Below are 13,952 nucleotides of genomic sequence, written 5' to 3'. Positions count from 1 at the left end.
GGTCAGGACCGGGTGCCCGAGAAGGCCGCGGCGATCTCCGCCGGCGCCTCCTCCGCCGCGCTGGGCGCGGGCGGGCTCAGCCGCACCGGCGTGCCGAACTCGGAGTAGGTGACCGACATCTGGCCGAGCGACGCGTCGATGGGCGTCATGTCCATGGTGAAGGTGCTGAGGCGTCCCTGCTCGTCCACCGTTGCGGTGAACGGCAGGGCCTTCGCCTTGTCGCCCGCCGCCATGAGTGCCTTCCCGTTGGCGCCGCTGCGCGTGTAGTCGAGCGTCCCGGCGTACGACCGGTCACCTGACCGGCGGACGTCGACCACTGCTGCGAGCAGCTTCTTCACCCCGCCCGGGTCGTCCACCGGCATCACGCCGTTGCCGGTGTCCATGCGCAGCCACTTCCGGGAACCGCCGAGCTGCTCGCCCAGCTCGCCGTCGAACTTGACCCAGGTGTCGGCACCGATGACCAGCATGCGCACCTCACCGAACGCGGCCATCGTCAGGGTGGTCTGCATGGTGCGGGCCCGCGGATCGGTCACACCGTGCGCGCTGAGCATGGCCGAGTCCAGCTTGACCCGCAGCGTCTGCTCGTTGAGCTTCTCGATGGCGGCGGTCAGTTCGTCACGCGGCGTCGTCGCTGGGCTCGCGGAACCCGTAGCGGCGGCCCGTTCGGCTGGCGCATCCGCTCCGGTCCGGTCGCCGCACCCGGTCAGACCGAGGCCGAGCAGCGCGACGAGCGCGACCCCCGTGGTCGCCAGCCGTCGTTTCGTCATCAGTGATGTTCCTCCGCAAGAAAGGCCCCCACCGGGGGCCGGACGATCAATGTAACGGCACCCGCCCGGTGGCGTGCGCCCCTTTTCCGGAGTGCGCCGCGAGGCCGCCGGTGGGGGTGGCCGGTAGGGTCGTCGCATGGTGGAGGGCGCGCCACGGTGGTGGCGCGCGGCGCGGCGGGTCCGACGACCCGGCCGCGTCACGGGACGACATCGTGCGGAGCTGCGGCATGAGATTCGAGATCAGCAAGGTGCTCGACGCCATCGAGGGCCGGGTGTGCACCGACCCGTCGCTGGCCCGGGCCGTGGTCGACCTGGCCGAGGTCATCCGCTGGCAGAACCTGGACGGCGGCCGTCCGGCCAGCCTGCTGCGGCTCGGCATGGTGATCGACGCGCTGTCCCGGCAGATCGGCGAGGACAGCGTCCCGGTCTACGCGATCGTGCACCGGGCGCTGCTGTCCGACGCCGACCTGACCTCCAACGAGCGGATGGTGGTGCGCCGGTGGGCCGACGACGGCCTGGTGGAGGTGCTCGACCAGCCCGGTGACCGGATGCTGGAGGTGGCCGACCTGCTCGGCCTTCCGGTGCTCACCCGGGCGCGGCTGGACGGGCTCGTCGGGCGGTACCCGTGGATCGGGCAGGCGGGCCGGGTGCTCGCCCCGGTGCCCGGCGCCGGCGGGCCGGTCTTCATCGCGCACGTCGGCGGCGGCCAGGACCCGGCCACCGGCAGCCGATCGCCGGCCGGGGTCAAGGTGCTCTCCCGGAAGTGGCGCTGCCCCGAGCCGGGCTGCGCGCTGTTCGGTGGCGGCGGGGGCGGCGGCGCGTTCGCCGACCTGGCCGCCGTGGACCGGGTGCCGGCCGAGCAGCCGCCGCCCACGCTGCGTACCGGCGCGCCGACCTGCCCCCGGCACGGCGCACGGCTCTCCGACGCCGGCCCGCGTCCGCGTACCGCTGTGCTCGCCGTGCGCATCGGCGGGCTGGTCCGCAAGCGGTTCGCGCTCACCGAGACCGAGCCGGTGGCGGTCGGCCGGGCACCGGACGGGCCGGGCGGTGTGACGCTCGGCCAGTGGCTCAACGACGAGGCCCGGCGCTGGATCAGCCGCAGCCACATCCGTCTGGAGCTGCGGGTGGGCGAGGTGGTGGTCACCGACACCAGCACCAACGGCTCCGGCGTACGCCCCGGTGGCTCGATGGCGGAGCACGAGCGGCTCGCGCTGGCGCCGCAGCAGTCCCGGGTGCTCGCCGAGGGTGACCTGATCGAGCTGTACCCGGGCGTGCAGGTGGGCCGCGCCGACGACATGAGCAGCGACGCGAAGTACACGCCGAACTCGGTGATGGCCGAGGCGCCGACCATGGCGATGCGGCTGCCGCGTCAGTGACCGCACGTGCGAAGGCGCCGGGACCGCGACGGTCCCGGCGCCTTCTCGCGTACGGAGGTACGGCCTCAGCCGGCCAGCACGGCGGCGAGCTGCGCCACCGCGTGGTCGATCTCCTCTTCGGTGATCACCAGCGGCGGGGCGAGCCGGATGGTCGAGCCGTGCGTGTCCTTGGCGAGCACACCCCGCTCCATCAGCCGCTCGCACGCCTGCCGGCCGGTCATCAGCGCCGGGTCGATGTCCAGCCCGGCCCACAGCCCGCGACCGCGTACCGCCACCAGGCCCTTGCCGATCAGGCCGCGCAGCCCGGCGTGCAGCCGCTCGCCCAGCTCGGCCGAGCGGCGCTGGAACTCGCCGGTGGCGAGCAGCCGGACCACCTCGGTCGCGACCGCGCAGGCCAGCGGGTTGCCGCCGAACGTCGAGCCGTGCTGGCCCGGCTGGAGCACACCCAGCACGTCACGGTTCGCGGCCACCGCCGACACCGGCACGATGCCGCCGCCGAGCGCCTTGCCCAGCAGGTACATGTCCGGCTCGACGCCCTCGTGCTCGCAGGCGAACGTCGCGCCGGTACGCCCCAGGCCCGACTGGATCTCGTCGGCGACGAACAGCACGTTGCGCTCGGTGCAGACCCGGCGCACGCCCGGCAGGTAGCCCTCCGGCGGCACCACGACGCCCTGCTCACCCTGGATCGGCTCCAGCAGCACGGCCACCGTGTTCTCGTCGATCGCCGCGGTCAGCGCGTCCAGGTCGCCGTAGGGGACCACAGTGAAACCCGGGGTGTACGGCCCGAAGTCGGCGCGTGCGTCCTCGTCGGTGGAGAAGCTGACGATCGTGGTCGTACGGCCGTGGAAGTTGCCCTCCGCCACCACGATGTTGGCCTGGCCCGGCGTGACGCCCTTGACCTGGTAGCCCCACTTGCGGGCGACCTTGATGCCGGTCTCGACCGCCTCGGCGCCGGTGTTCATCGGCAGCACCAGGTCCTTGCCGCACAGCGCGGCCAGCTCGCGGCAGAAGTCGGCGAACTGGTCGTGGATGAACGCGCGGCTGGTCAGCGTGAGCCGGTCGAGCTGCGCGTGCGCGGCCTCGATCAGCTTCGGGTGCCGGTGGCCGAAGTTCAGCGCCGAGTATCCCGCCAGGCAGTCCAGGTAGCGGCGGCCGTCCACGTCGGTCAGCCAGGCACCCTCGGCCGACGAGATCACCACGGGCAGCGGGTGGTAGTTGTGCGCCGTGTGACGCTCCGCGTCCCGGACCGCGGACGGAGTCCGCAGCATGTCGTCGATGATCACTTGCTCGCCTTTCCCTGACGGAGTCGCAACGTGCAGCACTTCGGTCCGCCGCCGGCCTTGCGCAGCTCGGACAGGTCGATCCCGATGGTCTCGTAGCCCCGGTCGCGCAGCTTCGCGGCCAGGTCGGTGGCCTGCGCCGGCAGCACCACGTGCCGGCCGTCGCTCACCGCGTTCAGGCCCAGCACCTCGGCGTCGGCCATGGTGGCGTGGATCGCGTCCGGGAACAGCCGGCGCAGCACCGCCCGGCTGCCGGGGGAGAACGCCTCCGGCAGGTACGCCACGGTGCGTTCGTCGAGCACCGTCAGCGCGGTGTCCAGGTGGTAGAAGCGGGGGTCCACCAGCTGCATGGTGATCACCGGGTAGCCGAAGACCTCCTGGAGCTGCGCGTGCGACGCGTGCGCGGTGCGGAACCCGGTGCCGGCGAGCAGGTGGTCACCGGCCAGCAGGACGTCGCCCTCGCCCTCGTTGACGTGCTTCGGGTCGTACATCTCGAAGCCGGCGCCCTCAAACCAGGCCCGGTACGCGGGCGCCTCGTCGGCGCGCTGCGGGTCGCGGAACTGCACCGCCATGGCCTTGCCGTCGATCACGGTGCCGCCGTTCGCGGCGAAGACCATGTCCGGCAGGCCGGCGACCGGCTCGATCAGGTCGACCTCGTGGCCCAGGTCGAGGTACGTGCGCCGAAGCTGCTCCCACTGCCGGATCGCCAGGTCGGCGTCGACCGGGGCGGTGGGGTCCATCCACGGGTTGATCGCGTAGTCGACGGCGAAGTACGTCGGCCGGCACATCAGAAAGCGCTGGCGGATGGCGTCCATCGTCATGTCGTGCTCCCAGTATCGGGCGCGCCCGGCCACGGTCGGCCCACGGGCTGGCGCCGTGGTCCAACGTTATGCGGCCCGGGTGGACGACATCCACCGCGAGAAGTTGCGTTGAGCAGCGAATCGTTGCGTTGAACAGGTCAGCGGCGGGCGATCATTGCGTCGACGCCGGACACACTTCGGGGGCGGCGAACCGCCGCCCCCGAAAGAGGTGTTGCCCGGCCGGTGAACCACCGGAGCTGATCAGGCTGCCGACGCCCTGCGTCGGCGATCGGGACAGTGCCCGTCAGAACCAGTTGCCAAACTGTGAGTCAAGCCACTCGCGGAAGCGGCCCACCCAGTCGCCGTCCGTGGTCGGCCAGTCGAACTGGCCGGTCATCGCCACGATGCCGAGCACCACGGCGGCCAGGCCGACCGCGATGCCGATGAGCGCGTCGGTCTTGCCCGCCACGTGCCGGCGACGGGTGGCGATCAGGCCCAGCACGGCCAGCACGGCACCGGCCGCGCCGACGCCGATGCCGTACCCGGCGAGCGTGCCGGAGAGCACGAACAGCGCCCCGACCACCGAGACGATCAAGCCGAGCGTGGCGAGCAGGCTGGCCCGGGGACGCTTGGTCGTGTACGGCTCCGGCCGGTCCACCCGGCCGTCGCGGTCTGCATCCGTACCGTCGGGCCGGCCGTCCCGGTCCAGGTCCGTGCGGCCGTCCCGGTCGAGGCCGGTGCGGTCCGGACGGCCGTCGCGGTCCAGGTCTACGGTGCGCTCGGCGGCGGGCGTCGCGCCGACGGTCCGCGCGTCGGTCACCGGAGCGGTTCGCGTGTCCGCGTCGACCCGCCGGCCGGTGACCGCGCGCGCCGCCGCACCCCGGTCCGCAGCCCGTCGCCGGGCCTCCGCGTCCCGCTCGTCGCCGGCGGCCACGGTCCGGCCGTCGGCCGTCGTGGCCGCCGTCCGGCCGTCCTTCGCCGTCACCGCGCCGGGGTCGCGGGCGTCCCGGTCGGCCCCCGCGTCCCGGGCGCGCTCGTCGTCGGTCGCGGTGGCGGCGCTGCGGTACGTGGTCCGCTCCTCGTCGCGGTCGGTGACCACGGGGCGGCCGGTCGGCTGCTCGGCGGTCCGGTCGCGTTCGTCGACGACACCGTCGCCGTTGGTATCGCTACTGGTCGCCGGAGAGTTCCGGCGGGACAGGATCTTCACTGTGGCACCTCCTGATCCAGGCGCGGAGGCCGCGCATGACATGCAGGAAGTACCCAGGTGTGCCGAAACCGACACCACCGGTCCGCCCCGCACGCTCCGGCGACCGGCACCGGAGCGTGCGGAGATCGCCGCCGGTCAGGACACCGTGCGTGACCACTGCTGGTTGGTGCCCGCACCGCAGGCGTACTGCTGGACGTCCGCGCCGTCGCCGGTGCCGGCGTTCACCACGTCCAGGCACTTGCCGCTGTGCCGGGCCCGCAGCTGGAACCAGCCGTCGCGCGCGGCCCACTGCCACTGCTGGTTGGTGCCGCTGCCGCAGGTGTACTGGATGATGTTGGCGCCGTCGGCGGTGGACGCGTTCGCGACGTCGAGACACTTGCCGCTCGCCGCGTTGACGAGGCGGAACCAGCCGCCGCCGGCGTCCTGGAACTCCCACCGCTGGTTGCCGCCGCCGTTCCATCCCCACTGTTTGACCTCGGCGTTGTTGGCCGTGGAGCCGTTGATCACGTCGAGCACCCGGCCGCTGTGCCGGGCCGTGACGCGGTGGTACGTGGGCGAGTTGCCGGTGACCGTGCCCGCCGCCGCGTCGATGGTGACCGACGGGTACCAGGTCAGGCTCATGCTGGTGGTGGTCGGGAAGCTGATCGGCAGCCACACGTACTGGGAGTCGTTCGCCGGGCCGCCCCAGGCGCCCGCCCACCTGTCACCCAGATAGAGGTAGCCGGTGCCGGAGGTGCCCTGGATCGGCAGCACGAACGCCGGCTGCGAGTTGAACGTGGTGCCGTTGCCCACGTCGGTCCAGCCGCTCCACGGTCCCGAGATGCTCGGCGCGGTGGCGTACCGGGCCTGGTTCGGGCTCCAGCCCGTCGCCCCCGAGGTCAGCAGGAAGTACGTGGGGCCCCGCTTGAACATCGCCGGCGCCTCGCGGTGCGCGCCGTCCCAGAAGTTGCCCACCAGCGCGGCGACGTTCAGGTAGTCCGAGGTGAGCCGGTAGATGTGCAGGTCGTAGTTGTCGTCGGCGGCCGAGATCATGTACGCGGTGCCGTTGTCGTTGTAGAGCGTGATGTCGCGGGACATGTGCTGCCCGAGCGGCCGGAAGCTGCCGTGGTAGGTGTAGTCGCCGTCCACAGTGGCCGAGGAGGCGACAGCCGCCCGCGCCTCGTTGTAGTCGGACCCGTTCTCCTTGTGCATCCACATCACGAACCGGCCGGTGGCGGCGTTGTAGACGACCTTCGGCCGCTCGATGTTGGCGACCCGCAGTTCGGCCGCCGACGACTGGGTGAGCACGTTGTTGCGGAACTCCCAGGTGCGCAGGTCCGTGGAGCGGTAGACGGAGACCGCCCGGAACGTGTTGTCCGGGTTGCGGTTCTCGCCGAACCAGTAGTAGTGGTCGCCGACCTTGAGCACGCCGCCGCCGTGGGCGTGCACCACGGCGCCGGTGGTGTCGGTGAACTGGGTGCCGTTGGTGACCGTCACCGGCGCCGCCAGCGCACCCGCAGCCGGCCCCACCACGGTCGCCGCCAGGGCCACCGCGAGCGCCGACCACACCGCCAGGAGACGGCGACCGCCCTGCCGCGCCGTTCGCCGTACGCCGGTCACCTGCCGCACTCCGGCGTGATGGTGGCGGTCGTCGCGCTCGCCGCCACGAGCAGGCCGAACGTCGCCGAAGCGCCCGGCGCCAGCGTCCCGTTCCAGGAGGCGTTGCGGACCGCGACGTCCTGGCCGGTGCCCTCGGCCACCCCGCCCCAGACCGACTGGATGCGCTCGTCACCGGACCAGCGCCACGAGACGAGCCAGCCCGGGACCGGCTCGGTGCCGCCGTTGCGCACCGTCACCGTGGCGACGAAGCCGCCGCCCCATCTGCTGTCGATCGTGGCGGTCGCGGAGCAGAGCGACAGCGTGCGCGCCGGTCCGCCGATCACGTACGGATCCCGCGTGCCCTTGGTGTCGCCGAACCGGAACCAGTACTCGGTGCCCGGGGCCAGGCCGCCGATGGTCACCGTCCCCGACCGTTCCGGTCCGGTGACGGCCTCGGCCACCGGATCCCGCCACCCGGTGGCGTCCTCGCGGCTGGTGAAGAGGCTGATGAGGAGCGGCGGGTCGTAGCCGCACGGCGGGCTGAGCACCATCCAGTAGGTGATGGTGACGCTGGTCGTGGTGGCCCCGGTCACTTGACCGGTGACCGGCAGCGCCGGCGGGCACGCGAACGTGGGCGTCGGGGTCGGCGTCGCCGCCGTGGCGGGCGTCGTCGTCGTGGTGGCGGGTGAACGGTCGGCGCCGACCGAGGCGGCCAGGCCGGTGACGGCGAGCGCGGCGGCCAGTGCCGCGCCGAGCGTACGGAGCATCTGTCTCTCCCGAGCTGAGGGCGCCGGGGGCGGTCGGCGCCGGAGTGGTGGACCGCGATGTGGCCGCCGCAGCGGCAGGGCGGAGCACCGGAGGTGACTGCCCGGCGCCGGGGTGGCGCATCACCCCGCGCTTGTCCCTCCGGCGAGATCGAGCGGCTCGCACTGGCTCCCGAGCGCTACCGACGCCAGTCTTTCAGTCGACGACCGTCGATTCAACGTCGTCCCAGGGCCCGACGTCGCCGACGGCACGGTCTGCTGGCTACGCTTGGCCGTTGTGCCAGAGGGACACAGCATCCACCGCCTCGCCGCCCGGCACGCCGAGCTGTTCGCGGGCGACAAGGTGCACGCCGACAGCCCGCAGGGGCGCTTCGCCGAGGGCGCGGCCCGCCTGAGCGGCACGGTCCTGGACGGCACCGAGGCGTACGGCAAGCACCTGCTGCACCATTACGCGGGCGAGCTGACGTTGCACGTACACCTGGGTCTGTACGGAAAGTTCGCCGACGGGCCGGGGGAGCCGCCGGCCCCGGTCGGGCAGGTGCGGCTGCGGCTGCACAGCGACCGGCACTGGCTGGAGTTGCGCGGCCCGACCGCCTGCGAGCTGCTGACGCCGCCCGAGGTGGCGGCGCTGCGCGACCGGCTCGGGCCCGATCCGCTGCGCGCCGACGCCGACCCGGACCGGGCGTACGCGCGGATCCGCCGCAGCCCCACCCCGCTGGCCGCGCTGCTGCTCGACCAGTCGGTGGTGGCCGGCACCGGCCTGATCTTCGTGACCGAGGCGCTGTTCCGGGCCGGGCTGCCGCCGCTGCTGCCGGGGCGGGAGGTGACGCCGGCCGGCTGGGCCGAACTCTGGGCGGACCTGGTGATGCTGATGACCCGCGCGGTCGAGCGGGGCCGGATCGACACCGTGCGCGACACCGACCTGCCGGAGGTGACCGGCCGTGCGCCCCGGGTGGACCGGCACGGCGGCGAGGTGTACGTCTACGGCCGCCCCGGCGCGCCCTGCCACGTCTGCGGCACCGCGGTCAGCCGGGGCACGCTGGCCGGGCGCAACCTCTACTGGTGCCCCACCTGCCAGGCCGGCTGAGTCACATCTCGTCGAGCAGCCAGCGGGCCGCCTCGACGTTGCCGGGGAAGACCTGGTCGCCGCCGATGCTCCAGGCCACCGTCTGCCCGATCGCCCAGCCGCGTACCCGCTCCCGGTCCAGGCCCAGCTCGGTGCTGAGCCGGTCGAGCCGGTGCCGGACCGCCGCCGGGGAGTGACCCAGCTCCGCGCCGCGCACGAGCGGCACCACAGCGAACTCCCGCTCGCCGACCAGCGGCTTCGGGTCGATCACCAACCACGGCTCGCGCCCGGCCGCCAGGATGTTGCCGGCGTGCAGATCCTGGTTGACGAGCACCTGTTCGCCCTGGCTCGGTGCCAGGTCGGCGAGCAGCCCGAGCGCGGCGTCGAGCAGGCGCCGCTCGTACGGGCGGCCGGCCCGCCGCCAGTTGCCCGGCATCCGCTCCGCCCAGCCGGCGGCCTCCTCGGCCAGCGGCGTGAACGGCGCACCGGCCGGGACCGCGAGCCCCGGCAGCAGGCCGACCGCGACGTCGAGCGCCGCGTCGGCCGTCAGGGAGTACAGCGGCGTGCCGGGGTCGCACCGCTCGACGAGCAGCGCGCGCCGATCGGCGTCGTGGGCGAGCAGCCGGATCGCGCCCCGCCCGTCCCAGTGCGCCAGCGCGGTGGCCTCGTGGACGCTGTCGTCGTCCGGGTACTGGAGCTTCAGCACCGCCCGGGTGCCGTCCGGAAGCGTCGCGGGCAGCGCCAGCGAGGCGAACGCGTACGCGAACGGCGGGCCGACCGTCAGCTCCCACCGCGTGACGCAGTGGGCCAGCCGGCCGGGCAGCTCCGCGAGCCAGGCCCGGCCGGCCTCGGTCCGCTCGACCCAGCGCAGCCCTTCGGGAATGTCGCACCGCATCGGGACATCCTGACCGGTGCGGCGACGATGCGCAGGCCCGGCCCGGCCGATGTCTCGTCAGCCCAGCCGGCGGATGTCCCCGTACGCCCGGTAGAAGCCGCCCCGGCCGGACTCACGGACCTCGGTGACCAGGTAGCGCGCACCCGGCTCGCGGATGCCCTTGGGGAACTGCACCGGCCGCGGTGTCGTCGACCACCACCTCGTAGAACTTGTGCGCTCCACCGTCCACTGGCCACCGACACTTCTCATCTGCCGCCCGCGGCGAGCGCGTCGACCGCCTTGCGGGCGGCGATGAGCACCGGATCCCAGACCGGGGCGTACGGCGGCGCGTAGCCCAGGTCGAGCGCTGTCATCTCGTCCACGGTCATGCCGTTCCACAGCGCCACGGCCAGCGCGTCGACCCGCTTGGCCGCCTCGGACCAGCCGACGATCTGCGCCCCGAGCAACCGTCCGCTGGGCCGCTCGGCGATCAGCTTGACGGTCATCGGCCGGGAGCCGGGGTAGTAGCCGGCCCGGTTCGTCGACTGGGCCAGCACGGTGACGAACTCGAAGCCGGCCTCCCGCGCGTCCCGTTCGCGCAGCCCGGTGCGGCCCACCTCCAGCTCGCAGACCTTGGTGACGGCGGTGCCGATGACGCCGGGGAAGGTGGCGTACCCGCCGCCGATGTTGATGCCCGCCACCCGGCCCTGCTTGTTGGCGTGCGTGCCGAGCGGGATGTGCACCGGCATGCCGCTGACCCGGTGCAGGGACTCCACGCAGTCGCCCGCCGCCCAGACACCGGGCACGCCCGGCACCCGCATCCGGCGGTCGGTCCGGACCGCGCCGGAGGGGCCGATCGGCAGGCCGGCGGCCTCGGCGAGCGCGGTGTTGGGGCGTACCCCGAGGCCGAGCACCACGACGTCGGCCGGAATCGGCCCCTCGTCGGTGACCACCGCGGAGATCCGGCCGTCCCGTTCCGCCAGTCCGGTGACGGTGAGGCCGGTACGGACGCCGATGCCGGTGCCGCGCATCGCCTCGGCCACCAGCTCGCCCATGTCCGGATCCACCGTCGACATCGGCTGGTCGGCCTGCTCCACCAACTGGACCTTGAGCCCGCGCTGCACCAGCGCCTCGGCCATCTCGACACCGACGTAGCCGCCGCCGACCACCACCGCGTGCCGGGGCCGGGGCTCGCGTTCCAGCCAGCCGATCAGCGCGGCGCCGTCGTCCAGCGTCTGCACGCCGAACACGCCCGACACGTCGTCGCGCGCCCACTCCGGCTGCACCGGGGACGCGCCGGTGGCGTACACCAGGGTGTCGAAACCGGCGCGGACCTCGCCGCCGCCGTCCAGGTCCCGCGCGATCACCTCGCGGCGGTCCAGGTCGATGGCGGTGACCTCGTGCCGGGTGCGGACCTCGATGCCGAACTCGTCGCGGAAGGTCCGCGGGTCACGACTGATCAACTCGTCCCGGTCCTCCACCAGGCCGCTCACCCAGTAGGGGATGCCGCAGGCCGAGTAGGAGGTGAAGTTCCCCCGCTCGAACGCGACGATCTCCAGGTCGGACCGGTCGCGGCGGCGGCGCCGCGCCTGCGACGCCGCCGACATGCCGGCGGCGTCGCCGCCGATGACGATCATGCGCTCGGCCACGTCGCCCATCCTGTCACGCCGGGCCACGGCCGCGTGGCCGCTCAGCCACGGGTCTGCCGCGCCACGTCCGCGACCACGTCGACGAGGCTGCCGGTACGCGCGAACACCGCCCGCTGCCGCGCCGCGCCGCTGCCGTGCCGGCGCAGCCCGCCCAGCAGGTCGGTCACCCGCTCCAGGTCGCCGTGCCGCTCCAGTTCCGGGCGCAGCCGGTCCACCAGCCGGTCCAGCAGCTCCCAGGCCGGGCGCAGCTCACCGTCGGTGAGGTCGACGCCCTCGCCCTCCAGCCCGTCGTGCGCCGCCCGCCAGTGCGCCGCCACCAGCAGGTGGTGGTCGGTGTTGACGGCCGGACGGCCGGCGGCGATGTCGGTGAGCGCGGTGGCGACGAGCGCGCGGACCAGCGCCGCCACCAGCACCGCGTCGTCCACGGAGGGGCAGACGTCGCCGATGCGGATCTCCACCGTGGGGTACTTGGCGGAGAGCCGGGCGTACCAGTAGAGCATCCCCTCGTCCAGCATCACGCCGCTGGCGATGAGCTGCCGGATCAGCCGCTCGTAGTGCTCGTGCGACTCCAGGAACGGGGTGGGCGCGACCGACGGCCAGCGTTCCCACTCCACCGAGCGCCAGCTCGCGTACCCGGTGTCCTCGCCCCGGGAGAACGGGGAGTTCGCGGTGACCGCCTGCAGGATCGGCAGCCACGGCCGGACGTGGTTGAGCACCTGCACGCCGGTGTCCGGGTCGGGGATGCCGACGTGCACGTGCATGCCGTTGTTGCCGGGACCGGGCACCAGCAGCCGGAACCGTTCGATCATCCGGTCGAAGCGCGGCTTGTCCACCACCGGCGGCACCGGCCCGTCGACCGGTCCGGTGCCGATCGCGAGCAGTCGTACGCCCGCCCGCTCGGCCGCGCCGGCCAGTTCGGCGCGCAGCATCGACAGGGAGTGCCGGATCGAGGACAGGTCCAGCCCGGGCGGGCTGCCGATCTCGATCTGGCTGGTCTGGAACTCGCGTTCCACCTGACCCCGCAGCTCGGCCGGCACCTGCTCCATCACGAGGTCGACGGCGGGTACGGCGGTCCCGGTGTGCGGGTCGGCGAGCAGGAACTCCTCCTCGACGCCGACCGTCAGCAGGTCGGTTCCGCCCGGTGCGGCGCTCCGCTCCCGCTCCGCCACTGAGCCACTCATCGTCACCACCGTCTCCTCCGGACCGCTCGCGGCACCGTGCCGCGTGGTCGAGGAACTGTTACCCACCGTGTCCGTGCCCGGAAACGCGCCGGGCGGCGTGTCGGCGCCGGTTCGCCCGTTCGGGTCGTCCGGACCCGGACCGCCGAGCGCTGGACCGGCGCAGGTCCGCCGAGCGCCGGACCGGCGCGGGCGCGTGAGGGCCCGGGCGTGACACAGCGGGCTAGGGTGGGCGCGTGGCCGGGATGCTGGCGGTGCTGACGGGGGCGTGGGCGTACGCCCTCGCCCTGTTCGCCGACCGGCCGGCCGGGCTGCTCGCCGGTGCGGCGGTCGTGGCCGCGCTGCTGTTCGCCACCCTGCTCGCGCTGCGGGTCCGCGCCCTGCCCACGCCGCCCGGCACCCGGTTCGCCGCCGCTCTGCGTGCCCGCGCCCGCCGTCGCGGGGTGCCCCGGCAGGTCGACCCGGACGCGCCGGGGCGTCCGCGCCCCCGCGCACCCGGCCTGCACCCCTCGGCCGCGTAGCCACCTCCCGGCCCGCGTCGGCGGGCCTCCGTTCCAGGCTTCGCGGCCGATTCCGTCGTCATCCGTCCCGCCGCGCGGCACGTCGCCGCCCGGGACACCCGGAATCGCCGTCGAGGGGTCCACCCATGCTCGCCTTCGCACCGTTGCACTCCGCGGCCTCGGCCGCGGCCACAGTCGTCACCTGGCTCGCCGACGTGCTCGCCCGGCTCACCGGCGGCGCCGCGACGGCCGCCGCCATCGTCCTGTTCACGGTCGGCGTCCGGCTGCTGATCTCGCCACTGACGGTGGCCCAGGTCCGCGGGGAGCGGCGCCGCACCGCGCTCGCCCCCGAGGTACGGGAACTCCAGCGCCGGTACGCCGACGATCCGGCCCGTCTCCAGAGCGAGCTGTTCGCGCTCTACCGCAACGCCGGGGCCAGCCCGGTCGCGGGCTGCCTGCCGGCCCTGTTGCAGGCACCGTTCTTCCTGGTCATGTACCGCGTGTTCGCCACCGGTGACGGCGCGCCGGAGCTGCTGGGCGAGCGGCTCGCGGGCGTACCGCTGGGGTGGCACCTCGGCGACGGCCTGGCCGGCCCGGTGCCGCTGGTGTTCGGCGTGCTGCTGGCCGCGCTGCTCGCGCTGGCCTGGTGGTCGTCGCGGCGGATGCGCCGGGCAGCGGCCGCCACCGGCACCGTGGCGGGGACGCCGGCCGAGGGTGCGGGCGCGGCGGTGCTCGGGCGGCTGCTTCCCCTGCTGCCGTACGGCACCGTGCTCGTCGCGCTCGTGGTGCCGCTGGCGGCGGTGCTCTATCTGGTCACCACCACGGCGTGGACGGCGCTGGAGCAGGTGGTGCTGCGCCGGCCGCAACCGGCGGCAGCCATCGACAAGCGTTGACAAGTGCGGGGGCGGGCGCG

General features: G+C 73.9%; 13 protein-coding genes. 4 read left to right on the top strand and 9 right to left on the bottom strand.

The window, feature by feature from the left end; all coding sequences use genetic code 11:
* Positions 1–2 precede the first annotated feature (2 nt).
* Positions 3–767, bottom strand: coding sequence for a hypothetical protein (locus V6U82_RS15970; RefSeq protein WP_334461951.1), 765 nt, complete (start codon positions 765–767; stop codon positions 3–5).
* Positions 768–994: 227 nt separating this feature from the next.
* On the opposite strand from V6U82_RS15970, the gene V6U82_RS15965 reads away from it, so the two are divergent.
* Positions 995–2,143 (top strand): FHA domain-containing protein, encoded by a 1,149-nt coding sequence (locus V6U82_RS15965; RefSeq protein WP_091423270.1) that lies wholly within the window; start codon positions 995–997, stop codon positions 2,141–2,143.
* A gap of 65 nt (positions 2,144–2,208) precedes the next feature.
* On the opposite strand, the gene rocD is transcribed toward V6U82_RS15965, so the two are convergent.
* The 5 genes from rocD to V6U82_RS15940 form a co-directional block, all read right to left on the bottom strand.
* A complete protein-coding gene (gene rocD / locus V6U82_RS15960; RefSeq protein WP_181726754.1) occupies positions 2,209–3,423 on the bottom strand; it encodes an ornithine--oxo-acid transaminase in 1,215 nt (404 codons plus the stop codon).
* Positions 3,423–4,238: a dimethylargininase gene (gene ddaH, locus V6U82_RS15955; RefSeq protein ID WP_030271835.1), complete on the bottom strand. Its 816-nt coding sequence runs from the start codon at positions 4,236–4,238 to the stop codon at positions 3,423–3,425. The genes rocD and ddaH overlap by 1 nt, the downstream gene beginning before the upstream one ends.
* Positions 4,239–4,527: 289 nt before the next feature.
* Positions 4,528–5,430, bottom strand: coding sequence for a thrombospondin (locus tag V6U82_RS15950; RefSeq protein WP_334461947.1), 903 nt, complete (start codon positions 5,428–5,430; stop codon positions 4,528–4,530).
* 135 nt (positions 5,431–5,565) lie between these two features.
* A complete protein-coding gene (locus V6U82_RS15945) occupies positions 5,566–7,038 on the bottom strand; it encodes an RICIN domain-containing protein (RefSeq protein ID WP_334461945.1) in 1,473 nt (490 codons plus the stop codon).
* Positions 7,026–7,775, bottom strand: a complete 750-nt coding sequence (locus V6U82_RS15940; RefSeq protein WP_128138716.1) for a cellulose binding domain-containing protein — start codon at positions 7,773–7,775, stop codon at positions 7,026–7,028. The genes V6U82_RS15945 and V6U82_RS15940 overlap by 13 nt, the downstream gene beginning before the upstream one ends.
* 274 nt (positions 7,776–8,049) lie before the next feature.
* Here V6U82_RS15940 and V6U82_RS15935 point away from each other — a divergent pair, with 274 nt between their 5' ends.
* A complete protein-coding gene (locus V6U82_RS15935; RefSeq protein WP_334461942.1) occupies positions 8,050–8,859 on the top strand; it encodes an Fpg/Nei family DNA glycosylase in 810 nt (269 codons plus the stop codon).
* Between the two features lies 1 nt (position 8,860).
* On the opposite strand, the gene V6U82_RS15930 is transcribed toward V6U82_RS15935, so the two are convergent.
* From V6U82_RS15930 to V6U82_RS15920, 3 genes are all read right to left on the bottom strand, one after another.
* The gene (locus V6U82_RS15930; protein WP_334461940.1) at positions 8,861–9,733 is read right to left on the bottom strand and encodes an aminoglycoside phosphotransferase family protein; all 873 of its coding nucleotides are present in this window, start codon (positions 9,731–9,733) and stop codon (positions 8,861–8,863) included.
* 245 nt (positions 9,734–9,978) lie between these two features.
* Positions 9,979–11,361: an FAD-dependent oxidoreductase gene (locus V6U82_RS15925; protein WP_334461938.1), complete on the bottom strand. Its 1,383-nt coding sequence runs from the start codon at positions 11,359–11,361 to the stop codon at positions 9,979–9,981.
* 41 nt (positions 11,362–11,402) lie between these two features.
* Positions 11,403–12,551, bottom strand: coding sequence for a carboxylate-amine ligase (locus tag V6U82_RS15920; RefSeq protein WP_128138891.1), 1,149 nt, complete (start codon positions 12,549–12,551; stop codon positions 11,403–11,405).
* A 233-nt stretch (positions 12,552–12,784) separates the two neighbouring features.
* On the opposite strand from V6U82_RS15920, the gene V6U82_RS15915 reads away from it, so the two are divergent.
* Together V6U82_RS15915 and V6U82_RS15910 are read left to right on the top strand one after the other, a co-directional pair.
* The gene (locus V6U82_RS15915; RefSeq protein ID WP_334462157.1) at positions 12,785–13,060 is read left to right on the top strand and encodes a DUF6412 domain-containing protein; all 276 of its coding nucleotides are present in this window, start codon (positions 12,785–12,787) and stop codon (positions 13,058–13,060) included.
* 125 nt (positions 13,061–13,185) lie between these two features.
* Positions 13,186–13,932: a YidC/Oxa1 family membrane protein insertase gene (locus V6U82_RS15910; protein ID WP_334461935.1), complete on the top strand. Its 747-nt coding sequence runs from the start codon at positions 13,186–13,188 to the stop codon at positions 13,930–13,932.
* Positions 13,933–13,952 lie beyond the last annotated feature (20 nt).

It is taken from the genome of Micromonospora sp. CPCC 205554, assembly GCF_036902745.1.
In the GTDB taxonomy this organism is placed as follows: domain Bacteria; phylum Actinomycetota; class Actinomycetes; order Mycobacteriales; family Micromonosporaceae; genus Micromonospora; species Micromonospora tulbaghiae.
Note: the sequence above shows the minus strand (reverse complement) of the source record. Positions and strands in the feature narration are given on the sequence as shown.